The following is a 22,582-nucleotide window of genomic DNA, read 5'->3' on the forward strand; positions in this document are numbered from 1 at the left end:
GTCTTTAAACTTAATAGGAGGCTGTTGTGAATATCAACGCTACCCTACTCGGTCAGACGGTTGCCTTTTTACTCTTCGTGTGGTTTTGCATGAAGTTTGTTTGGCCTCCTTTGATGAATGCCATCGAAGAACGTCAAAAAAGGATTGCCGACGGTTTAGCTGATGCTGACCGTGCCGTGAAAGACCTTGAGTTGGCACAGGCGAAAGCCACTGATCAACTCAAAGATGCAAAAGCGACTGCTAACGAAATTATTGAGCAAGCTAATAAGCGTAAAGCTCAAATCGTTGATGAAGCTAAAGCCGAAGCTGATACTGAGCGCGCTAAGATTATCGCGCAAGGTTATGCAGAAATTGAAGCTGAACGTAATCGCGTAAAAGAAGACCTGCGTAAGCAAGTCGCTGTACTGGCTATTGCCGGCGCTGAAAAAATTCTTGAACGTTCGATTGATGAAGCCGCCCACAGTGACATAGTTAATAAACTTGTTGCTGAACTTTAAATAAGGAGTTGGAGTTATGGCTGAACAAACCACCATCGCTCGTCCTTACGCAAAGGCAGCTTTTGAATTTGCTCTTGAAAAAGATGCAATAGAGAATTGGGCAGAAATGCTTAATTTTGCCGCACAAGTTAGTGAAAACGAAACTATGCAGACTCTATTGGCTGGCTCTTTAGCCAGTAACCAGCTTGCAGAACTCTTTATTGGAGTTTGTGGTGAGCAGGTCAATGAGCAAGCTCATAATCTGTTAAAGGTAATGGCTGAAAACGGTCGTTTAGTAGTGCTACCAGCTGTTGCTCAACTATTTGTTGAGATGCAACATGAGCATGCGAAAGAAGTTGAAGCGTTCGTCGTTTCAGCTACAGAGCTAACCTCTGAGCAACAACAGGCCATGAGCGCTTCTTTAGAGAAACGTCTAGCACGCAAAGTTAAGCTGAATTGCAGCATAGATGCCAGCCTTATTGCTGGCGTAATTATCACGGCAGGAGACTTAGTCATTGATGGCTCGGTCCGCGGAAAAATTTCGCGTCTGTCTGATACGCTGCAGTCGTAATTGGGAGTTTGAGCATGCAACTGAATTCCACTGAAATCAGCGATCTGATTAAACAGCGGATCGAGCAGTTCGAAGTCGTTAGTGAAGCTCGCAACGAAGGTACAATCGTTGCAGTAAGTGACGGCATCATCCGCATCCACGGCCTAGCCGATGTGATGCAAGGTGAAATGATCGAGCTGCCTGGTAACCGTTTCGCAATCGCGTTGAACTTAGAACGCGATTCTGTCGGTGCCGTAGTAATGGGTCCTTATGCCACTTTGGCAGAAGGCGATAAAGTTAAAACAACTGGTCGTATTTTGGAAGTCCCAGTTGGCCGTGGTCTATTAGGCCGCGTAGTCAACACATTGGGTGAGCCAATCGACGGAAAAGGACCTATCGACAACGATGGTTTCTCTCCTGTTGAAGTTATCGCACCAGGTGTTATTGAACGTCAGTCAGTAGACCAACCAGTGCAAACTGGTTATAAAGCCGTTGACTCTATGATCCCAATCGGTCGTGGACAACGTGAATTAATTATTGGTGACCGTCAGATCGGTAAAACCGCTCTAGCGATCGATTCAATCATTAATCAAAAAAATACTGGCATTAAGTGTGTATACGTAGCTGTAGGCCAAAAGGCTTCTACAATTGCTAACGTGGTACGCAAGCTAGAAGAACATGGCGCTTTGGCGAACACCATTGTTGTTGTTGCTACAGCTTCTGAAGCTGCTGCTCTACAATATTTGGCTCCATACTCTGGTTGTTCAATGGGTGAGTATTTCCGCGACCGCGGTGAAGATGCACTTATTGTCTATGATGATCTTTCTAAGCAAGCAGTTGCTTACCGTCAGATCTCATTGCTACTTAAGCGTCCACCAGGACGTGAAGCATACCCAGGTGATGTATTCTATCTTCACTCTCGTCTGTTAGAACGTGCTTCACGTGTTAACGCTGAGTATGTTGAGAAGTTCACTAAAGGCGAAGTTAAAGGCCAAACTGGTTCTTTGACAGCATTGCCGATTATCGAAACTCAAGCGGGTGACGTATCTGCATTCGTACCGACTAACGTAATTTCGATTACTGATGGTCAGATCTTCCTTGAAACAGACCTATTTAACTCTGGACTACGTCCTGCTGTTAACCCTGGTATTTCTGTTTCTCGTGTAGGTGGTGCGGCTCAGACTAAGATCATCAAGAAACTGTCAGGCGGTATTCGTAGCGCACTTGCACAGTATCGAGAGCTTGCAGCGTTCTCACAGTTTGCATCTGACTTAGATGATGCAACACGTGCTCAGCTTGAGCATGGTGAGCGTGTTACTGAACTTATGAAGCAAAAGCAATATGCCCCTATGAGTATCGCTGATCAGTCTGTGTCTATTTTCGCAGCTGAAAAAGGTTACTTAAAGAGCGTTGAGCTTAATAAGATTGGTGATTTCGAAGCGTCTTTGCTCTCTTTCATGAACAGCGAACATGCTGACCTTATGAAGACCATTAACGATACTGGCAACTATAATGCCGATATCGAAGGTGAGTTAAAGGCTAGCTTGGACAAGTTCGTCGAAACCCAAACCTGGTAATCGAAAGAGGTGTCGTAAGGCACCTCAGGTCCAGATTGGAGAGTTAAGATGGCCAACGCTAAAGAGATTAAAACCAAGATCGCGAGTGTTCAAAACACTCAGAAGATCACGTCTGCTATGGAAATGGTTGCCGCCAGCAAAATGCGCAGAGCGCAGGAACGCATGGCCGCAAGCCGTCCATATGCAGAAAATATGCGTAAGGTGATCGGTCACGTAGCGCAAGGTTCTCTCGAGTATAAACACCCCTATCTAGAGGTGAGAGAGGCTAAGCGTGTTGGTTACATTGTGGTGTCAACCGACCGTGGTCTTTGTGGTGGTCTGAACGTTAACCTTTTCAAAAAGGTTGTCGCAGACGTGAAGAAGCAACGTGCAGCTGGTGTAGAAGTTGAATTCTGCCCAATCGGCGCTCGTAGCGTACAGTTCTTCACTAATTTTGGCGGAATAGTACCTGCTCATGCATCTGGTTTAGGCGACGCTCCAAAGCTCGCTGACCTGATCGGAACAGTACGTGTGATGCTAGAAGAATACAACGAAGGCAAGCTGGACCGTTTGTATGTGGTATTTAACAAATTCGTTAATACTATGTCCCAAACGCCGGTGATCGAGCAGCTGCTACCTTTGCCAAAGTCAGAAGAGGATGAGATTTCTCATCATTGGGACTACCTATACGAGCCAGATCCAAAAGAACTTTTGGATACTTTATTGGTTCGTTATGTGGAGTCGCAAGTTTACCAAGGTGTTGTTGAGAATATTGCGTCTGAACAAGCAGCCCGTATGGTTGCTATGAAGTCTGCAACCGACAATGCTGGTGATCTTATTAGTGACTTGCAGTTAGTTTACAACAAGGCTCGTCAGGCTGCGATTACGCAAGAACTGTCGGAAATTGTTGCTGGCGCTGCAGCCGTTTAGGCTAGGTAACGAATACAAGTTTTAGAGGATTTATCATGAGCACAGGTACTGTTGTCCAAGTCATTGGCGCGGTTGTGGACGTTGAGTTTCCACAAGATGCCGTACCTCAGATATATGACGCTCTAAAGATCGAAAGTGAAGGCTTGGTGCTGGAAGTTCAGCAACAACTTGGTGGTGGTGTAGTTCGTACCATCGCTATGGGTACTTCAGATGGTCTGCGTCGTGGTCTTGAGGTCGTAAACTCTGGTTCACCAATTTCTGTTCCGGTTGGGGATAAAACCCTTGGCCGTATTATGAATGTATTGGGCGAGCCTATTGATGAATGTGGTGAAATCGGTGAAGAAGATCGCTATGTGATCCACCGTGAAGCTCCTTCATACGAAGATCAATCAAGCTCTACTGAACTTTTAGAGACGGGTATCAAGGTTATTGACCTTGTTTGTCCGTTTGCTAAAGGTGGTAAAGTTGGCTTGTTTGGTGGTGCTGGTGTAGGTAAGACCGTCAACATGATGGAACTTATTAACAACATCGCTAAAGCACACTCAGGTTTATCAGTTTTCGCTGGTGTAGGTGAGCGTACTCGTGAGGGTAACGATTTCTACTACGAGATGAAAGATTCTGGTGTTCTCGACAAAGTGGCCATGGTTTATGGTCAGATGAACGAGCCTCCAGGAAACCGTCTACGTGTGGCACTTACTGGTCTGACTATGGCCGAAAGATTCCGTGACGAAGGAAAAGATGTTCTTTTCTTTGTTGATAACATCTATCGTTACACCTTGGCAGGTACTGAAGTATCTGCACTGCTAGGCCGTATGCCATCAGCAGTAGGTTACCAGCCAACATTGGCTGAAGAGATGGGTGTACTTCAGGAGCGTATTACATCGACTAAAACAGGGTCTATTACCTCTGTTCAAGCCGTTTACGTACCTGCGGATGATTTAACGGATCCATCACCAGCAACAACCTTCGCTCACTTAGATGCGACTGTTGTATTGTCACGTAATATCGCTTCTATGGGTATTTACCCAGCGGTTGACCCATTGGACTCGACTTCACGTCAATTAGATCCTTTGGTTGTTGGTCAAGAGCATTATGATGTTGCTAACGGTGTGCAGACTGTACTTCAGCGCTATAAAGAGCTGAAAGATATTATTGCGATTCTTGGTATGGATGAATTATCTGATGAAGATAAGACAACCGTATCTCGTGCTCGTAAGATTGAAAAATATCTTTCTCAGCCTTTCTTCGTAGCTGAAGTATTCACTGGTTCTCCAGGTAAGTACGTTTCTCTTAAAGACACTATTCGTGGCTTTAAGGGCATTCTAGCGGGTGAGTTTGACAGCCTTCCAGAGCAAGCGTTCTACATGGTTGGTTCAATCGACGAAGCCGTTGAGAAAGCTAACAAAAAATAACTGAGTATTCTGTACTGATGTGAAAACATTGGTGCAGAACACTAGTTTAAGGAGAACTGATGGCAGCCATGACAGTACAACTTGATATAGTAAGTGCAGAAAGTAGCATCTATTCTGGCCTTGTAGCACATCTACAAGTGACTGGTTCAGAAGGTGATCTAGGCGTTATGCCTGGTCACGCGCCACTACTGACACATATCAAACCTGGCATGGCACGCATCGTCAAGCAAGATGGGAAAGAAGAGGTGTTTTATCTTTCGGGTGGTATCCTGGAAGTTCAACCTTTTTCTGTTTCAGTATTGGCTGACGTGGTATTGCGTGCCGATGAAATTGACGAAAAGGCTGCTGAAGAAGCCAAGCGTCGTGCAGAATCTGCTATGGCAGATGCTGGCGCTGACTTCAACTATGCAGCCGCTGCGATTGAACTAGCTCAGGCTATGGCTCAATTGCGCGTTGTTGAAACCATCAAGAAAAACATTGCCAGATAAGGTTATTGTTTGATGAAAAAAGGCGCCTAAGGGCGCCTTTTTTGTTTTTAAAAAAGGTTAAAAGCAGGCTCTAGGAAAAGCTAATAAAGGTCCTAGGAAAGCCAGTCTAGAAGCAGGATGAGAGCCGATAAAGCAAAAAAGATAAAGCATAAAAAGTTAATTGGTAACTTGAATTAGGTTTATGCGCCGCTATTCTTCCTACCTAGCACCTAAGAAGCACTAATACTCAAGCCTAGAACCTAGTGGAAGAACGTGATCTAAGTAAAACCCTCTCTCCTGTTTGAATGCTACCCTCTGGTGATTATTTAATGCTAGAGAATCTATCTATGCAACACGTTCTTATCATCGTCAATGATGCCCCTTATGGTTCAGAGAAGCTTTTTAACGCACTGCGTTTGGCGATACAACTCAATGAGCAAGAGAGTCCAACTGCGAAGGTGAGTCTGTTTTTGTTATCAGATGCTATTACAGCAGTACTGCCAAAACAGAATCCAGCCGAAGGTTATAACATTCAGCAAATGCTTGAGATTATCATTGCACAAAAAACGGAAGTTAAATTTTGTGGTTCATGTATGCATGCTCGTGGATTAACTGAATTAACGGTGATTGATGGCTGTGAAGTGGCGACTATGGATGATCTTGCTCAATGGGTGTTAATGGCTGACAAAACGCTGACCTTTTAATCGTTGCAGTCTTTACGGTAGAGTCGCTTTTAGCGGGCATTTAGCTTAAAATTAGCGTTCCAAATTTTTTTAAACAAGCATCAGCTCAAGGATTTAGTAATGGCACTGAATGTCGTGATTTTGGCCGCAGGCAAGGGAACCCGCATGCGCTCAGATCTTCCCAAAGTTCTTCACCCAATTGCTCATAAGAGTATGGTTCAACATGTGATTGATACCGCTCATGACGTTGGCAGTGACGCTATTCAGCTTGTTTATGGCTATGGTGCGGATAAGCTACAAGCTAAGCTTGGCGAACAACAACTTAATTGGATTTTACAAGCTGAGCAATTGGGTACTGGTCACGCTGTGGCACAGGCCAATGACAATATAGCTGATGATGACACTGTGTTAATCCTTTACGGTGACGTGCCATTAATACAAGCCGCTACGCTTGATTCCTTGCTCGCAGCGCGAGAAGACGGTGGTCTAGCTATTCTGACCGTTAACCTACCCAATCCAATGGGATATGGTCGCATCGTACGCGAAGCAGATAAAGTGGTTGGCATTATTGAGCAGAAAGATGCTACTACAGAACAGTTAGCTATCAATGAGATCAATACCGGCATTATGGCAGCTCCCGGTAAGCAACTTAAATCTTGGTTGAGCCAATTGTCATCAGACAATGCACAGGGTGAATACTATCTCACTGATATTGTTGCTATGGCACATAAAGACGGCGTGGCAATTACGACCGCTCAGCCTGAATCTGCGGTAGAAGTTGAAGGCGCTAATAACCGCGTGCAGTTGGCACAACTAGAACGTGCTTACCAAGTACGTGCTGCTGAAAAACTCATGCTTGAAGGCGCTAACCTGCGTGATCCTGCCCGCATTGATATCCGTGGTGATGTTACTGTTGGTATGGATGTGATGATTGATATCAACGTGATTATCGAAGGCAAAGTGATTATTGGGAATAACGTCACTATTGGTGCTGGTGCCATTCTTATTGATTGTGAAATTAGTGATAATGCGGTTATTAAACCTTATTCTATTATCGAGAATGCCAAAGTAGGTGTTAGTGCTAGTGCGGGGCCTTTTGCTCGTTTACGCCCAGGTGCTGAACTAAAAGAAGATGCCCATGTAGGTAACTTCGTGGAGATCAAGAAAGCCGTATTAGGTAAAGGGTCTAAAGCGGGTCACTTAGCTTATATCGGTGATGCGCAGATAGGCAGTGGTGTCAATATTGGTGCAGGTACCATTACTTGTAATTATGATGGCGCTAATAAGTTCTTAACGGTTATCGAAGATAACGTCTTTGTTGGCAGCGATACCCAACTTATTGCACCGGTGACGATTGGTAAAGGCGCGACACTGGGTGCTGGTTCTACCATTACCAAAGATGTTGCTGCTGATGAGCTTGTTATCACCCGTGTTAAGCAGCGTCATATATCGGGTTGGGCACGACCGGTAAAACGCTCGAAGAAGTAACTAAACATCTCCTGCCAAAAAGCGACCTTTATGGTCGCTTTTTACTTAGCATCTGCATCCTAAAATCCTCTTTACTTCGTTATACGCTATAGGTCTCTCCACTTAGACATTGGTTTAAGCCTCTGTAACGCTTAGTTACTTATGTTGTGCACTCTATCTTTCCCTGATTGTTTTTCGACCTTCGCTTGATGAGTGTCACTTATTTTTGTAAAGGAGCGTAAATAAACTTAAATAAAAACAATTCTCATTTATATTACGCCCAATTATTACATTTAGGTTTCATTTTTGGGGTTGGCTATGTCTTTTCAGACGTCTTTTAAGTTTTCTCGTATCGGTCTTGCCGTTGTTGCTGCTTTAGCATCATCAACGACTTTTGCTGAAGAAGTTACAGCAGAATCTAACGTTGCTGTAGAGAGTAACATCGAGCGTATTACGGTTACTGGACGTAGTTTTAACGACTATAAAGTGGGCTCATCTTCAGGCGCAATGCGTGGTGATATCGATATTCTTGACACTCCGCAATCGGTAACCGTTATTCCAGATTTTGTTACCGATGAGCAGTTAGCGACTAATTTAGGTGAAGTACTGGTTAACGATTCTAGTGTGACGGGAGGCAGTGAAAAGTGGAACCGCCAAGTATTTAGCATCCGTGGTTTTGAGTTGTCGTCAGGTTCAGGTTATTTGATCAACGGTCAACAGCAATGGTCTCACTACGTACAGCCTATTGAAACCTTGCAACAAGTTGAAGTGTTGAAAGGCCCTTCAAGTATGCTCTATGGTCAATCTGGCCCTGGTGGTTTGATCAATATGGTTAGCAAAAAGCCGACATATGACACTATGCTAGATATTGGTTTTGATACTGATGAACATGGTTCTACCCGTTTTCAGCTTGATGCCGGTGGTAGCTTGAATGAATCAGAAACGATTCGCTATCGCACCGTGCTTGTTAAGCAAGACACGCAATACTGGCGTGAATACCAAGATGGCACTAATCAGGAACGTGATCGTTGGTTAGGCTATCTAAACCTTGAGTTTGATATCACTGATGATTTACTACTGTCAGTTAAGTATGACCATACTCAAGACAAGACTGGCATCGACCGTGGTGGTTGGTTAGATAGCAGCGGGGATTTGATTGGTGGCAGTGACATTATTTGGGATCAGCCGTGGGCGTTCACCGATAATACCATCTCTAATATGGGGGCTGACTTAACTTACCATCTAAGTGATGAGTGGCAAGTTAAAGCGGGCTTTAACGATCAACAGTTTAATCGTCAGCGTTTAGATTCTTCACCTCAGTATTCTGAAACAGCAATGACTGACGGATACAATATTAAGCCATTCGATCGCTATGATGATTGGCAGCATAAAACGGGTTATATCGATTTCACTGGTAATTTATACACTGGTGATGTTGAGCATCAATTACTTATTGGTGCCAACATGCTTGATTACTATTATGGTCAGTTAAAAGAAAGCTACGTATCAGCGGATCCAAAAGATAAAAATATGATCCCTGTAGTGCCAGGTCAGCCGTTACCTAAGCCTGATCTTGATTATAATCGCGATGAAACGTTATACGAGAGTAGCTATAAGCATTATGGTTTCTATGTTCAAGATCTCGTGACGATTAACGATGAATGGCAAGTCCTTGCTGGTGTGCGTTATGACGAACAAAAGAAAGATGGCGACGGTGGTAACAGTTACGCCGTTTCACCAAAGTTTGGTGTTATCTATTCACCCGCTGAAAATGGCAGTATCTATGTAAACTACTCTAAGAGCTTCACTCCACAAGGGATTGTGAACAATGAAGATGATGTTAACAATCGTATGAACCTTGACCCAGAGTATGGCGAGCAATACGAGATCGGCACCAAGTGGGAACTGTTTGATGGCAGCTTGCTATTAACCGGTGCCATATTTGATATTACCGTTTCAAACGTTACCGTGCAGCAAGAGCTAGAAACGCCAGATGAAGATGGCAATATCTACAAAACGACTCAACAAGGTGAGCAACGCCATAAAGGTTTTGAAATGGGTGCTCAAGGTCAAGTGAGTGAGAAGTGGTTTATGACCGGCTCAATGATGTATCTTGATGCTGAATATATAACTAGCGCAAATGATCGAGATAGCTTAGATGGTTTGACACCTGTTGATGCACCAGAGTGGTCTGCCAACGTATGGACGCGTTATGAGATGACAGAAGCACTAGCACTTAACTTTGGTGCTATCTATGTGGGTGAGCGTTTTGCTAATACCAGCAATACCATCAGTAAAGACGGTTATGTTCGTTTCGATATGGGCGCGGCATATACCATGGATATAATGGGTAGCGATGTCAGTGTTCGTATGAACGTGAAAAATCTATTCGATGTTGATTATCTAGCGGGTGGTACTAACACTGATGTCACAGTGGGTGAAGGTCGTAACTTTAGCTTGGCATTAGAAGCTAAGTTCTAAGCTCTTTTATAACAAAAAGCTCCTATCGAAAGATAGGGGCTTTTTTTTGACTAAAATTCAGCTTATATAGGTTTTATAAGTTTCAAAACTGGCTTTTAAGTTTCGTTTGTCTATAATCCACCTTTCGAAACGAAACTTAAATGCTAAATTATGAATAAACGTAACACTCAACAACGACGTCACAGCATTATTAGCCTGCTTAATGAGCAAGGCGAGGTGAGTGTTGAAGAGTTATCCTTACGTTTTGAAACTTCTGAAGTCACCATTCGTAAAGATCTCGGCACGTTAGAAAAGACAGGCCTCTTGCTTCGGCGTTATGGCGGCGCGGTAGCCGTACCTGATGAAGTGACTCAGCAATTTAGTGCCAAAATCGCACCGAATAAGCTATCTATCGCTAGGGTTGCAGCTGAACTGATAAGAGATCATAACCGCATTATCATCGATAGCGGCAGTACAACTTCAGGCTTAATTGCGCAGTTAAATGCTAAGCGTGGATTGTTAGTCATGACTAACTCTCTCACTCTGGCCAATGCGATACATGATCTCGAGAATGAGCCTACGCTATTAATGACTGGCGGGACTTGGGATCCGCATTCGGAATCATTTCAAGGCCAAATAGCGGAACAGGTTTTACGCTCCTATAATTTTGACCAACTGTTCATTGGAGCCGATGGTATTGACCTTGAACGTGGCACAACCACTTTCAATGAGTTAACCGGCCTGAGTAAGGTGATGGCTGAAGTCTCACGCGAAGTGATCGTGATGCTCGAATCTGAAAAACTGGGTCGACGTATCCCAAATTTAGAACTGCCTTGGAGCAATATTAGTGTGCTTGTATCTGATGACAAGCTACCTACTGAGGCGGTTGAGAGTATTTCAAAGCATGGGGTGCGAGTCATTCTTGCGCCGTATGTGGGGTAACTGAGGTTATCCATTTTTAAATTCAATTTTTAGTTTTTAATCTCAAATTAACTCTTCGTTAGAGAGTCTAGGTAATCAAAATGTGTGGAATAGTTGGCGCAGTAGCGCAAAGGGATGTTGCAGAAATTCTAGTTGAAGGATTAAGACGACTTGAATACCGCGGTTATGACTCAGCAGGTGTTGCTGTACTTCATAATGGTGAATTAAGCCGTACTCGTCGAGTAGGTAAAGTGCAGGAATTATCATCAGCACTAGAAGAGCAGCCGCTGACTGGCGGTACTGGTATTGCTCATACGCGCTGGGCTACTCATGGTGAGCCGAGTGAACGTAATGCGCATCCACATGAGTCAGAAGGTGATATTGCCGTGGTCCATAACGGTATTATCGAAAATCACAATAAACTGCGCGTCATGCTTAAAGGCTTAGGTTATACCTTTGCATCTGACACCGACACCGAAGTTATTTGTCACTTGGTTCATCATGAACTTAAAACTCATGACACTTTACTTGCAGCGGTTCAAGTAACAGTTAAACAGTTAGAAGGCGCTTACGGTACTGTGGTTATCGACCGCCGTGACAGCCAGCGCATGGTTGTGGCACGCAGTGGCAGCCCATTGGTTATTGGTTATGGCTTAGGCGAAAACTTTGTCGCTTCTGATCAGCTAGCGTTACTGCCTGTTACTCGCTCGTTTGCGTTCCTTGAAGAGGGTGATGTTGCTGAAGTGACTCGTCGTGAAGTTAATATCTTTGATATTGATGGCAACGCCGTTGAGCGTGAAATGAAAGAGTCTGAAGTTACCCATGATGCGGGTGATAAAGGTGAATATCGTCATTACATGCTAAAAGAGATCTATGAGCAGCCAACAGCAATTGCCCATACGCTTGAAGGCCGCATTGCAGGTGGTAAAGTTCTAGATTCAGCATTTGGTGAAAATGCCGCTGAATTCTTAAAAGATATTAAGCACGTACAGATCATCGCCTGTGGTACCAGCTACCATGCGGGTATGGCGGCGCGTTATTGGTTAGAAGATTGGGCGGGCGTTTCTTGTAACGTCGAAATTGCTTCTGAATTCCGTTACCGTAAATCGCATTTGTTCCCGAATAGTTTATTAGTGACTATTTCACAGTCTGGTGAAACCGCTGACACATTAGCGGCAATGCGTTTAGCCAAAGAGATGGGCTACAAAGCCACACTGACTATCTGTAATGCAGCCGGTTCATCGTTAGTACGTGAGTCCGATATGGCTTACATGATGAAAGCGGGCGTTGAAATTGGTGTTGCATCCACTAAAGCGTTTACGGTGCAGCTCGCAGGATTGTTAATGCTAACCACCGTGATTGGCCGCCATAATGGTATGTCAGCAGAGATGGAAGCTAATATTACGCAAAGCTTGCAATCGATGCCGGCTAAAGTCGAACAAGCATTAAGTTTAGATGATGCGATTGCGGAACTGGCTGAAGATTTTGCAGATAAGCACCATGCACTATTCTTAGGTCGCGGCGATCAATACCCGATTGCGATGGAAGGTGCGCTAAAGCTGAAAGAGATCTCTTATATTCACGCTGAAGCGTATGCATCGGGTGAACTTAAACATGGTCCTCTTGCGCTGATTGATGCTGATATGCCCGTTATCGTCGTTGCACCTAACAACGAGCTACTTGAAAAGCTAAAGTCTAACGTTGAAGAGGTCCGTGCTCGTGGCGGTTTAATGTATGTCTTTGCCGATAAAGACGCTGAGTTTGAGTCAGACGATACTATGAAGGTGATCCCTGTGCCTCATTGTGATGAGTTTATGGCACCGCTTATCTACACTATTCCTTTGCAGTTATTGTCATATCATGTGGCATTGATCAAAGGGACTGACGTTGACCAGCCGCGTAACTTGGCTAAGTCCGTCACCGTAGAGTAAGCCCGATTAAATACTCATAAACAAAAAAAGCCTCCTAAATTTAGGAGGCTTTTTTAATGCAGATAAAAACGCTTTGAACTACTTCTCAGCAGCTCCTTTCTCTTTTGCTATTTTTATATCGAAATTATCCAGCAGTAACAAGGTATCAGCGATTGCTGCTTTGAGTTTTCCTGCGGGTGGCGAGCTGAGTTTTTTAGCTTGTTTTAATGACTCTCGTCGAGTGACAAACTCAAGCATGGTTTCGAGTTTTTCCGGGCAATCAATATCGAGAGGAGGGAGCTTTTTAGCTGCCGCATTATTATAGATTTCGAACTCACTTTTTAAGTGTTCTTGAGCTTCTCTGATTCTTTCCATATAAGTTCTAACCCCTGTATATGATTAACCCATAACTCGAAGCTAACTTATTAACAAAATTTAAACAAGTCACTCGGCAAAAGTTAATCCGTTAGAGGGGGATGTGTTTTTGTAGATTACCTTTTGTACTCATTTTTACGGTTTAAGGGGCTTCTTATATAGGCGAATAATATAAGAGTTCTTAAATTCGAACTCGTTGCCTGCCAATATAGACTCCTTTACTTGCGGGAGTTGATCTAGAGGTAGCCCTTTAGAGAGTAAGATAAGTAATGCTTGAGAAAGGTGCTTGGTTTCTGAACAAAGTGATTTATTGTTATAGATTTCGACCTGCATATACACCCTAAAAACACTGTGTTGACTCTGTCGATATCAACTTTTGGCTGAAAAGAAGTGCTTGCTGACGTTGGTCACAAGCGGAATGACAGAATTTACAATAATGGTTTAATTTATCAAGTGTTAGCTTTTTAGTACGTTAAGTAGATCCTTATCTAATGATAAATAATCTGTTCAGTGGGGATAAAGCGAAGAATTGGTGCGCCCACGTAAGAAAATGGGCGTCTAAATTTAAGATACGAGCTTAACCAAACTCTCCGCTGACATAACCCTGAGTACGTTTGTCTAGCGGATGATTAAATATCTGACTTGTTTCACCGTGTTCGACCAACTCACCCATCCAGAAGAAAGCGGTTTTATCTGAGATGCGTTTTGCTTGGTTCATAGAATGGGTCACTATCACTATGGTGAATTTTTTACGCAGTTCATCCATTAACTCTTCAATTTTATGAGTTGCAATAGGGTCAAGGGCGCTGGTGGGTTCATCCATCAAGATCACTTCTGGCTTCATTGCTATGGCACGGGCAATACACAGTCTTTGTTGCTGACCTCCAGATAAGCCTTGGCCTGGTGAGTCGAGCCTGTCTTTGACTTCATCCCAAAGGGCCGCGCTACGAAGCGATTCCTCTACTGCTTCAGCTAAAACTCGTTTATCTCTGACACCTTGGGCTTTTAGTCCAAATGCGACATTCTCAAAAATGCTCATTGGAAATGGGTTAGGCTTTTGAAAAACCATACCCACGCGCATTCTAAGCTGCTTTACATCAACATCTTTATAGATATTGTTTCCCTCAAACATCACATCACCGTCAATCTTCACGCCTGCGACCAAGTCATTCATGCGATTGAGAGTGCGAAGCAATGTTGATTTTCCGCAGCCAGAGGGGCCAATAAGTGCGGTCACTTGGCGTGATGGTATTGCCATTGAGATATTTTTTAGCGCATGGTTATCGCCGTAAAATAGGTTTAAGTTGTTCACTTCTAGCTTATTCATAGGGATAGCCTTTTAAGATTTGCTTAGACGTGTAGCAATGAATTTGGTGGTCATATTGAGCAGCAGCACTAATACAATCAGCACAGTTGCGGTGGCATAAGCCTGATCCCACTCATGTTGGGTAAAGAGTTCTTGCGTGAGCTTATAGAGGTGAACAGTTAAGGTACGGCCCGAATCAAGAACTGATTCGGGTATTTGCGTTACCATTCCCGCCGTTAAAAATACCGGAGCAGACTCACCGATGACTCGACCTGTGCTTAAGATCACTGCGGTGACAATACCGGGTAGAGCACTGGGGAGAATAAGGCGCCAGATAGTGTAGATTTTTGAGCTGCCAAGGGCATAACCGCCTTCACGGTAGCTCATAGGTACCGCGAGTAGTGCTTCTTCTGTGGTTCGGATAATCACAGGTAATATCAACATAGCCAGTGTTAAGGAGCCTGAAAGAATAGAGAAGCCCAGCCCTAAGGTTGTGACGAAGAAAGTCATACCAAATAAGCCATAAACGATGGATGGGATCCCAGCAAGTGATTCAGTACAGAAACGAATGGTTTTAACCACTTTACTGCCCGGAGCTGCATATTCGGTTAGGTATATGGCCGTCATAATGCCGATAGGCGCGGCGATGCTGAGTGACAGACCCACCATATATACGGTTGATACTATCATTGCCCAAATACCCGAGGCTTCACCAATACGGGTGTAGGATCCTGTGATGAACTCCCAGCTAACATAGGCCAAGCCATTACTTAAAATGTGCCAAACAACCCACAGGAGGAACAAAATCGTGATGGCAGCCGCGGCCCAAATTGCGCCAAACAGCAATTTGTCTTGTATGCCTCTATTAAAAATACGCTTATCTTGAAGCATTAGTCGCTCCTCTTACGGTTTAGATATAACAAACTAGCGTTAAGTAAAACGATGAACACCAATAACACGATACCTGTTGAGTAAAGGGCGCTGGAGTGAATGCCTGTGGCATAAGACATCTCCATCGCGATATTGGCCGTTAATGTTCTTGCGGGCTCAAGTAACGACCCTGGCATGGCTGGCGCGTTACCCATCACCATAATAATGGCCATCGTCTCGCCAATTGCGCGGGCAACACCGAGCGCTACACCTGTGAATATACCGCTGCGTGCCGCAGGTATAAGCACTTTGAAAATACTGTAAATATGCGATGCGCCAAGCGCTAATGCACTCTCTTTATACACCGGAGGTAGCGCGCGTAGTGAGGTTTCTGAGATGGTGATTACAGTGGGCAAAATCATGATTGCCAATACAATGATCCCCGCAAGAATGGTGTTACCCGCTGGAATGTTAAAGATGACTTCGATTGCAGGAACAATAATGACGAGACCAAAAAATCCGTATACAACTGAAGGAATACCGGCTAACAGCTCGACTGCAGGACGTACAATATCAGCCAACCATTTAGGAGCGAGCTCCGCTAAGAAGACCGCTGTTAGAATCGCAATAGGTACACCAATGATTACTGCGCCCGTTGTTGATATGAGGGTCGAGACTATCATCGGAAAAATGCCGTAAAGGGCTGGTGGTAACCATTCACGACCAAAAACCAAGTTGAATATGCCAGCTTCTTTAAACGCAGGCAGTCCCTCTTGGAATACAAACCAACCAATGGTGGCGACGGACACCACGCCAATCATGGCACTGGCTAGAAATAACAGATGAAAAAAGAGCTCTTTCCAATCATGTTTTTTTGCTGGGGCGAGTTGCAGTCCTTGCGCTCGGGCTTTACTGGCAGTGCTCATCACTTGGCCTCGATATCTTACGGCTTATAAATAATCGGCTGATCAATTAACTAAACAGAGAGCAGCAAAGCTGCTCTTTTTTTATGACCTTGTAAGCTTATTGAACGCGGATATAACCTTCGCTTGCGACAATGTTCTGTCCGTCTTCAGACAAGATGTATTTAATAAAGTCTTGCGCATTACTCGGTGCGTTCTTGTCCATTAACACAATGAAGGGACGAGCGATTTGATAGTCACCTGTGGCAATGTTGTCATCTGTTGCGGCAACCCCATCAACATCGATTGCACGTAGGCTGTCATCGACGCTGCCTAATGAAATATAACCGATGGCATATGGGTTGTTAGCCACAATGGTCTTGATCATGCCGTTGCCATTACCGACTTGGGCTCTAGGGGTGATAGCGGTAACTTTATGACCGTTGATGTTACGTTGTAGCTTCATTATCTCTTCGAAAGCCCCGCGAGTTCCTGATCCATTTTCACGAGTAACGACCACAATAGGGCGTGACTCGCCGCCAACTTCACTCCAGTTTTTAATTTCACCGCGATAGATTTTCGAAATTTGAGCTTGGGTTAAACTTGTTACTAAGTTGGCATTGTTAACAGCCGCTGCGATGCCATCGCGTGCGATAACAACTTTTTTGGTGTCACTGCTAAGCTCACTTTGTTTTACGTTGCGTGATGACATGCCTATCATGCTGGTGCCATCTTTAGCGGCGCGAATACCCGCTGAAGATCCTGTGCTCTGCACTTCAACATTGTTCTTCGTGGTATTTTGGTAATTCTCTGCCAGCACTTCCATTACGTGTGCTACTGAAGTTGAACCCGATACGGTAACAGTGCCAGCTTGAACCAGTGGCGATACCATCAAACCGACAGCGGTTAATAAGCTAATAACTTTTTTCATTACTTTTCCTACTCTGTTATAAGTTGTCTAAATACGAAACCAAATGAGTGCCTCACTGAAGGCGATTGCATTAAGACAGAGATATATGACAGTTAGGTGACAGTGTTTTATTGATGTAAAAGCTGAATTGAAAATGTAAATGCGCTTTACTTGAGTGAAATGCAGGGACTTTATTAGATTGGTAACATTTAAGACGACTTTTCTTAAATGCTATTTTAAAACCACTTTTGAGGGCTTGGTATGTGTTGCAGTTGGTTTTGGTGACTTAACTTACTAGTGTGCTTCATGGGGTTCACTTAGCGTTAAGCTTAATTTAAGGGTTAACCTAGTGTTTTGTAGTATATTTAACGTTGAAGAATGCTTGATAAATTTATTGTTAAACTTTTATGACAGTAATCGGTTGGCCGCATTAATTATTAGCTGATAATTGCAACCTATTCGGTTATTGCAATTTAGTCTACTAAGCTACATAAATGGTTATAAAGCGGATTTATATTTCGCTCACCGCACGCGCTAGGTTTTAACACTCTCATTAGCTCTACTTACTTAAGGACGTTTTATGACGACTGAAATGATCATGATTGGTATGTCTATTTTGATCTTAGTCGGAATATTACTGCATCACCCTTCAAGAACATTAGGGATCCCATCACTGCTTATTTTTATGGCTGTGGGCTTAGTGTTAGGCAACGGTGAGTTCAACTTTGTTTATGATGACTTGGGTAAAACGGCTTGGATTGGTGGGCTGGCGCTAAATATTATTGTCTTTGTTGGTGGCATAAACACATCAACTGATAAGATTAAAGTGGCCTATAAAGAAGGCGGTGTATTGGCTTCTTTTGGGGTCTTGTTTACCACGATGTTTTTTGCGGTCATTTTATATTGGCTGCTTGATTTCGATTTTATCACCTGCCTGCTATTTGCTGCCATCGTGTCATCGACCGATGCCGCCGCCGTATTCTCTATCTTAGAATCTAAAAAGTTAAAGCTGAAAGAGCAAACTGACACCATATTGGAATTTGAATCTGCAACTAATGACCCGGTTGCTATGTTACTGGTGATTTTCTTAACCGATATGGCACTTTCTGCGAGTAAAACGGTAATAGCCTCTGAAATTGCGCTTGAATTAGTAACACAGATATCGGTGGCGATAATCGTCGGTGGGCTGGTGGCTAAGCTGGCTGTTACGTTACTTAATCGAATTCATCTTTCCGAGTTCGGTCTTATCCCTGTTTTTGTGCTCGCAAGCTTTGTGGTGGCAACTTATGGCGCTGAAATGCTCGGCGGTAATATCTTATTAGCGTCTTATATAGCGGGTGTAGTGATAGGCAATGGTATTAAGCGTGGGCAATCGGTTAATCAACACTTCCTTAATAGCTTGTCTTGGTTAGCTCAAGCACTGATGTTTATTGTGTTGGGCTTACAGATCTTCCCGCAGTCGCTAGCAGCGGTATTTGTGAGTTCATTATTACCTGCAATATTGCTGATGTTGGTTGCAAGGCCATTGGCTGTGCAACTTTGTTATCTGCCATTTGTAAAAGCGAGCTGGAAGAAGCGATTGTTTATTTCGGCCATTGGCTTAAAAGGGGCTACCCCTATTGTATTTGCATTAATTCCTGCCGCAGCGGGTGTTCCAGGTTCGCTCGAAATCGTGCATATGGTGTTCTTTATCGTGCTGTTCTCTGTGTTTATCCAAGGTGGGGCGATAGCGCCTCTAGCGAACAAGCTCGGTTTGAACAATTCAGATAAAGACTAAAGTGGCACTGGAACCTAACTCTTTATGCCGTGGCGCTTTGTAAGGCGTTTTTAGACTCAATACTTTTCCAGATTTTTTCATGGAAATAGAACACTACGGTATTAATAGCGGGCTCTATTAAGGCTATTGCACCACCAATGATAACGCTGCCGGTTAGCAAATAAGTCACTGTGAAGGCGACGCTAAAATGAATAATCGCAAAGGTCATAGTCTTGGTCATGAGGGTACTCCTTTAAAAGTTAATCAAATGATAACGATTATCATTTGCAATTGAAAGAGGTTTATATAGATAAGTTTGATAGGAATATTCGATTGGAAAGTCTTTTTGGGTATAAACCCATCAACATCTTTAATGTATTGATGGGTTTACATCATCTCTGATTAATTGCTCAATCTGTCAATTAGTAGTGCCATGGAAATGATGAGAAGTCTTTATCACGCTTTTCTAAGAATGCGTCACGTCCCTCTTGAGCTTCCGCTGTACCATAAGCCAAACGTGTTGCTTCACCTGCAAAAAGCTGTTGTCCCACTAAACCATCATCAGGTAAGTTAAACCCATATTTGAGCATGCGCATAGCCGTTGGCGACTTGGAGTTAATCTCTTTCCCCCAGTTTAACGCTTCGGTCTCAAGCTCTACATGAGGAATAGCCCGGTTAACCATACCCATATCGAAGGCTTCTTCTGCTGTGTAGTTAAAACCAAGGAAGAAGATTTCTCGAGCACGTTTTTGGCCAATCATCTTGGCTAAATAAGCGCTGCCGTAGCCAGAGTCAAAGCTACCAACATCAGGATCTGTCTGTTTGAATACTGCGTGTTCTTTTGAAGCTAAAGTTAAGTCACAGACCACGTGCAAACTATGCCCTCCGCCCACAGCCCAACCAGGTACAACCGCGATAACCACTTTAGGCATAAAGCGTATTAGGCGCTGTACTTCAAGAATATGTAGGCGGCCCATTCGAGCGACATCTGGCGTACCCTCTTCAGCCCCTTCGTATTTGTAACCATCTTTGCCGCGGATCCGTTGATCACCGCCAGCACAGAAAGAGTGTTGCCCTTTAGCAGATGGGCCGTTGCCGGTAATTAACACGCAGCCTACATCAGACCATTGGCGAGCATGATTGAGTGCCGTGTAAAGTTCATCTACCGTTTTTGGTCGGAACGAGTTCAGGCAATCAGGACGGTTAATCGCAACGCGAACGGTTCCCTGAGCTTTAGCTCTGTGGTAGGTAATATCTTCGAAATCAAATCCAGGAACGACATCCCATAATGCGGGGTCAAAAATATCAGATACTTTTTCAGTCATGAGCAGCTAGCCTTTTCATTTCGTTATATAACAGTAATGAGTAAAGGCTAGGCGGAATCAGATCTCAGGTCAATTAACATTAATCGCTAATGCGTGAACTGAGATCTATCGCAATGGCTTATTGGTTAGGCTATCGCTGCCTAATTCAATTTGTCGCATAGATAAGTTTGGTTTTCTTTACTAAAGCTACTGTGCCTCTCGGCACCGTTGCCACAATAGCGCTCTTTATAGTCATCTAGTTTTACCTGTGACTGGCTAATGAGTTTTAGGGCTTGTTGCTCTGTAACCGATAGTCGTTCTGTTATATCAGTCGTTAAGAGATTAACTTTAGCGTCAATACGCTTCATTTGCGTGCCAGTCATGCTATCAAGTTTGTCCTCAGCTTGTTGATAAATAGCCTGTACTTCGGCAACAGGTTCATCAAGTGTGTCCGTTTCGGTATAGAGGTAATAAAGGATACCGCCAATTAACGCTATTAAAATCCAGCCTTTCATCAATTAGTCCTATATAGGTGAATAACTTGTATTATAAGCGTTATAATAAGCTAGTTTTCTAGCAATATTAAAGCTGTAAGGCTACAAAATGAACGAAGAGCAAAATAAAAAAGATTTTTCAAAAGTAGAAAGAATCAAAATCCATCAACCAGATGCTAGTAAAGCGGATAGGTTTAATCCTCGAAATCGAATCTATGTAAGGGCTGTAGAAGGCTTATGGAGCACACTGCGTCGACGTTTAGGTTGGATCGCGATGCTGTTCTTTTTACTGTTGCCTTGGATCCCTTGGGGAGACAGGCAAGCTGTATGGTTTAACTTAGCAGAGCAAAAGTTTCATGTGTTCGGCTTAACTATATGGCCACAAGACCTCACTTTGCTTGCCGCACTACTGATGATAGCAGCTTTTGGATTGTTCTTTATTACCACCTATCTAGGGCGGGTTTGGTGCGGTTATACCTGCCCCCAAACAGTTTGGACCTTTATCTTTATTTGGTTTGAAGAGAAGCTCGAAGGCGCACGTAATAAACGTATAAAGCTAGATCAGATGCCATGGAGCTTTAATAAGCTTTGGCGTAAAACGGCAAAACATGCGGCTTGGTTGCTGGTATCGTTATTAACCGCAATGACGTTTGTTTCCTACTTTGTGCCTACACGAGAAGTCTACTTAGAAGTATTCAGCTTAAGTGCCAGTGGTGGGATCTATTTCTGGGTGATCTTCTTTACCTTTGCGACTTACGGTAACGCCGGTTGGATGCGCGAGATCATGTGTATTCATATGTGCCCCTATGCCCGTTTTCAAGCTGCTATGTTTGATAAAAATACCTATATAGTGGGCTACGATACTCAGCGCGGTGAAACGCGAGGGCCAAGATCACGCAAAGCGGACCATAAAGCGATGGGCTTAGGCGACTGCATTGATTGTGACTTATGTGTACAGGTTTGCCCAACGGGTATCGATATACGTAACGGTCTACAGTACGAGTGCATTAACTGTGGTGCATGTATTGATGCTTGCGATACCACGATGCAACGCATGGGATACGACAAAGGTTTAATCAGTTATACCACTGAGAACAAGTTAGAAGGGGTAAAAGAGAAAGTCTTACGTCCTAAGCTTGTTGGCTACGGTGTCATTCTATCGGTGATGATTTTAGTCTTTATATATGCCACTGCGACAATTGCTCCGATCCGCATTGATGTTATCCGTGACCGTAACCTATTGTTTAGAGAAACTGACCAAGGTTTAATTGAGAACACCTTTACGCTAAAGATCCTTAATAAGACCGAAAGTACCCATATCTATAATATGACAGTGGCAGGCTTAACTAACTATGAATGGATTGGCCCACAACAAGTGACTTTAAATGGCGGGGAGGTATTAACACTTCCGATCAGTATCGCTGTTGACCCAGTTGATCTCACCAGAGCGATGACACATATCAACTTTGAAGTAGAAACTAATGATGGTGCTATAGAAGCTAAACAAGAATCGCGCTTTTTTGGTAACTAATCTAGCGATATAAATGGTAAAAAAGGGGCTTTCAGCCCCTTTTTTGTACGTATCGTTTGATAACCATGCGGTTGGCATGATTGTTTCACTTTTATGAAGAAAGACCCTTGCGCTTACTGAGGAATTCCCTATAATTCGCACCCACTGACACAGCACAGCAGGCCAGCTACTTAGGTAGTACGGGACTTGCAGCGGTGTTAGAGAGTTAAAACTCTTCGGAGATTTGATTCAGGTGACAAGCGCTTTAAGGGCTTCGGTTTTGACTTCTGATTAAGAAAGCATCACTCGAAAAACTTCTTAAA

21 protein-coding genes are annotated in these 22,582 nt (G+C 43.7%); 13 read left to right on the forward strand and 8 right to left on the reverse strand.

From position 1 onward, the window contains the following. Window positions 1-26 precede the first annotated feature (26 nt). The 11 genes from atpF to glmS all read left to right on the forward strand — a co-directional run bounded on the left by atpF (window position 27) and on the right by glmS (window position 12,853). Complete coding sequence (atpF, locus tag CXF86_RS06995) at window positions 27-497, forward strand: F0F1 ATP synthase subunit B (protein WP_101089527.1); 471 nt, start codon at window positions 27-29, stop codon at window positions 495-497. A gap of 16 nt (window positions 498-513) precedes the next feature. After that, the gene (gene atpH, locus CXF86_RS07000; protein ID WP_101089526.1) at window positions 514-1,047 is read left to right on the forward strand and encodes a F0F1 ATP synthase subunit delta; all 534 of its coding nucleotides are present in this window, start codon (window positions 514-516) and stop codon (window positions 1,045-1,047) included. A 14-nt stretch (window positions 1,048-1,061) separates the two neighbouring features. Continuing rightward, window positions 1,062-2,603 carry a F0F1 ATP synthase subunit alpha gene (atpA, locus tag CXF86_RS07005; protein ID WP_101089525.1) on the forward strand — a complete coding sequence of 514 codons (1,542 nt, stop codon included), beginning with the start codon at window positions 1,062-1,064 and terminating at the stop codon, window positions 2,601-2,603. Window positions 2,604-2,651: 48 nt separating this feature from the next. Further along, window positions 2,652-3,512: a F0F1 ATP synthase subunit gamma gene (atpG, locus tag CXF86_RS07010; RefSeq protein ID WP_101089524.1), complete on the forward strand. Its 861-nt coding sequence runs from the start codon at window positions 2,652-2,654 to the stop codon at window positions 3,510-3,512. A 35-nt stretch (window positions 3,513-3,547) separates the two neighbouring features. Next, the gene (gene atpD / locus CXF86_RS07015) at window positions 3,548-4,924 is read left to right on the forward strand and encodes a F0F1 ATP synthase subunit beta (protein WP_101089523.1); all 1,377 of its coding nucleotides are present in this window, start codon (window positions 3,548-3,550) and stop codon (window positions 4,922-4,924) included. Between the two features lie 59 nt (window positions 4,925-4,983). Then, complete coding sequence (locus CXF86_RS07020; protein ID WP_101089522.1) at window positions 4,984-5,412, forward strand: F0F1 ATP synthase subunit epsilon; 429 nt, start codon at window positions 4,984-4,986, stop codon at window positions 5,410-5,412. A gap of 308 nt (window positions 5,413-5,720) precedes the next feature. Then, entirely contained in the window at window positions 5,721-6,095 is a 375-nt protein-coding gene (locus CXF86_RS07025; RefSeq protein ID WP_374702328.1) for a DsrE/DsrF/TusD sulfur relay family protein, read from the forward strand. Window positions 6,096-6,194: 99 nt separating this feature from the next. Further along, window positions 6,195-7,562 carry a bifunctional UDP-N-acetylglucosamine diphosphorylase/glucosamine-1-phosphate N-acetyltransferase GlmU gene (gene glmU / locus CXF86_RS07030; protein ID WP_102038663.1) on the forward strand — a complete coding sequence of 456 codons (1,368 nt, stop codon included), beginning with the start codon at window positions 6,195-6,197 and terminating at the stop codon, window positions 7,560-7,562. A 297-nt stretch (window positions 7,563-7,859) separates the two neighbouring features. Further along, window positions 7,860-10,022 carry a TonB-dependent siderophore receptor gene (locus tag CXF86_RS07035; protein WP_102038664.1) on the forward strand — a complete coding sequence of 721 codons (2,163 nt, stop codon included), beginning with the start codon at window positions 7,860-7,862 and terminating at the stop codon, window positions 10,020-10,022. A gap of 150 nt (window positions 10,023-10,172) precedes the next feature. After that, entirely contained in the window at window positions 10,173-10,943 is a 771-nt protein-coding gene (locus CXF86_RS07040) for a DeoR/GlpR family DNA-binding transcription regulator (RefSeq protein ID WP_101089518.1), read from the forward strand. 80 nt (window positions 10,944-11,023) lie between these two features. Beyond that, window positions 11,024-12,853, forward strand: coding sequence for a glutamine--fructose-6-phosphate transaminase (isomerizing) (gene glmS / locus CXF86_RS07045; RefSeq protein WP_102038665.1), 1,830 nt, complete (start codon window positions 11,024-11,026; stop codon window positions 12,851-12,853). Between the two features lie 78 nt (window positions 12,854-12,931). On the opposite strand, the gene CXF86_RS07050 is transcribed toward glmS, so the two are convergent. From CXF86_RS07050 to CXF86_RS07075, 5 genes are all read right to left on the reverse strand, one after another. Continuing rightward, window positions 12,932-13,207 carry a hypothetical protein gene (locus tag CXF86_RS07050; protein WP_101089516.1) on the reverse strand — a complete coding sequence of 92 codons (276 nt, stop codon included), beginning with the start codon at window positions 13,205-13,207 and terminating at the stop codon, window positions 12,932-12,934. 577 nt (window positions 13,208-13,784) lie between these two features. Next, entirely contained in the window at window positions 13,785-14,534 is a 750-nt protein-coding gene (gene pstB / locus CXF86_RS07060; protein WP_101089514.1) for a phosphate ABC transporter ATP-binding protein PstB, read from the reverse strand. 12 nt (window positions 14,535-14,546) lie between these two features. Next, window positions 14,547-15,404 (reverse strand): phosphate ABC transporter permease PstA, encoded by an 858-nt coding sequence (gene pstA, locus CXF86_RS07065; protein WP_101089513.1) that lies wholly within the window; start codon window positions 15,402-15,404, stop codon window positions 14,547-14,549. Continuing rightward, the gene (gene pstC, locus CXF86_RS07070; protein WP_101089512.1) at window positions 15,404-16,309 is read right to left on the reverse strand and encodes a phosphate ABC transporter permease subunit PstC; all 906 of its coding nucleotides are present in this window, start codon (window positions 16,307-16,309) and stop codon (window positions 15,404-15,406) included. The genes pstA and pstC overlap by 1 nt, the downstream gene beginning before the upstream one ends. Window positions 16,310-16,406: 97 nt before the next feature. Continuing rightward, window positions 16,407-17,216 carry a phosphate ABC transporter substrate-binding protein gene (locus tag CXF86_RS07075; RefSeq protein ID WP_101089511.1) on the reverse strand — a complete coding sequence of 270 codons (810 nt, stop codon included), beginning with the start codon at window positions 17,214-17,216 and terminating at the stop codon, window positions 16,407-16,409. Window positions 17,217-17,775: 559 nt separating this feature from the next. Here CXF86_RS07075 and CXF86_RS07080 point away from each other — a divergent pair. Next, the gene (locus tag CXF86_RS07080; protein ID WP_101089510.1) at window positions 17,776-18,972 is read left to right on the forward strand and encodes a potassium/proton antiporter; all 1,197 of its coding nucleotides are present in this window, start codon (window positions 17,776-17,778) and stop codon (window positions 18,970-18,972) included. Between the two features lie 22 nt (window positions 18,973-18,994). Here CXF86_RS07080 and CXF86_RS07085 read toward each other — a convergent pair whose 3' ends face one another. From CXF86_RS07085 to CXF86_RS07095, 3 genes are all read right to left on the reverse strand, one after another. Continuing rightward, window positions 18,995-19,192 (reverse strand): DUF2061 domain-containing protein, encoded by a 198-nt coding sequence (locus CXF86_RS07085; protein ID WP_102038666.1) that lies wholly within the window; start codon window positions 19,190-19,192, stop codon window positions 18,995-18,997. A gap of 181 nt (window positions 19,193-19,373) precedes the next feature. Further along, window positions 19,374-20,276, reverse strand: a complete 903-nt coding sequence (locus CXF86_RS07090) for a 1,4-dihydroxy-2-naphthoyl-CoA synthase (protein ID WP_102038667.1) — start codon at window positions 20,274-20,276, stop codon at window positions 19,374-19,376. 140 nt (window positions 20,277-20,416) lie between these two features. Beyond that, window positions 20,417-20,770: a hypothetical protein gene (locus CXF86_RS07095; protein WP_101089507.1), complete on the reverse strand. Its 354-nt coding sequence runs from the start codon at window positions 20,768-20,770 to the stop codon at window positions 20,417-20,419. An 88-nt stretch (window positions 20,771-20,858) separates the two neighbouring features. On the opposite strand from CXF86_RS07095, the gene ccoG reads away from it, so the two are divergent. Next, window positions 20,859-22,280: a cytochrome c oxidase accessory protein CcoG gene (ccoG, locus tag CXF86_RS07100; protein ID WP_101089506.1), complete on the forward strand. Its 1,422-nt coding sequence runs from the start codon at window positions 20,859-20,861 to the stop codon at window positions 22,278-22,280. Window positions 22,281-22,582: the final 302 nt, after the last annotated feature.

The organism is Shewanella sp. GutCb (assembly GCF_002836135.1).
In the GTDB taxonomy this organism is placed as follows: Bacteria; Pseudomonadota; Gammaproteobacteria; order Enterobacterales; family Shewanellaceae; genus Shewanella.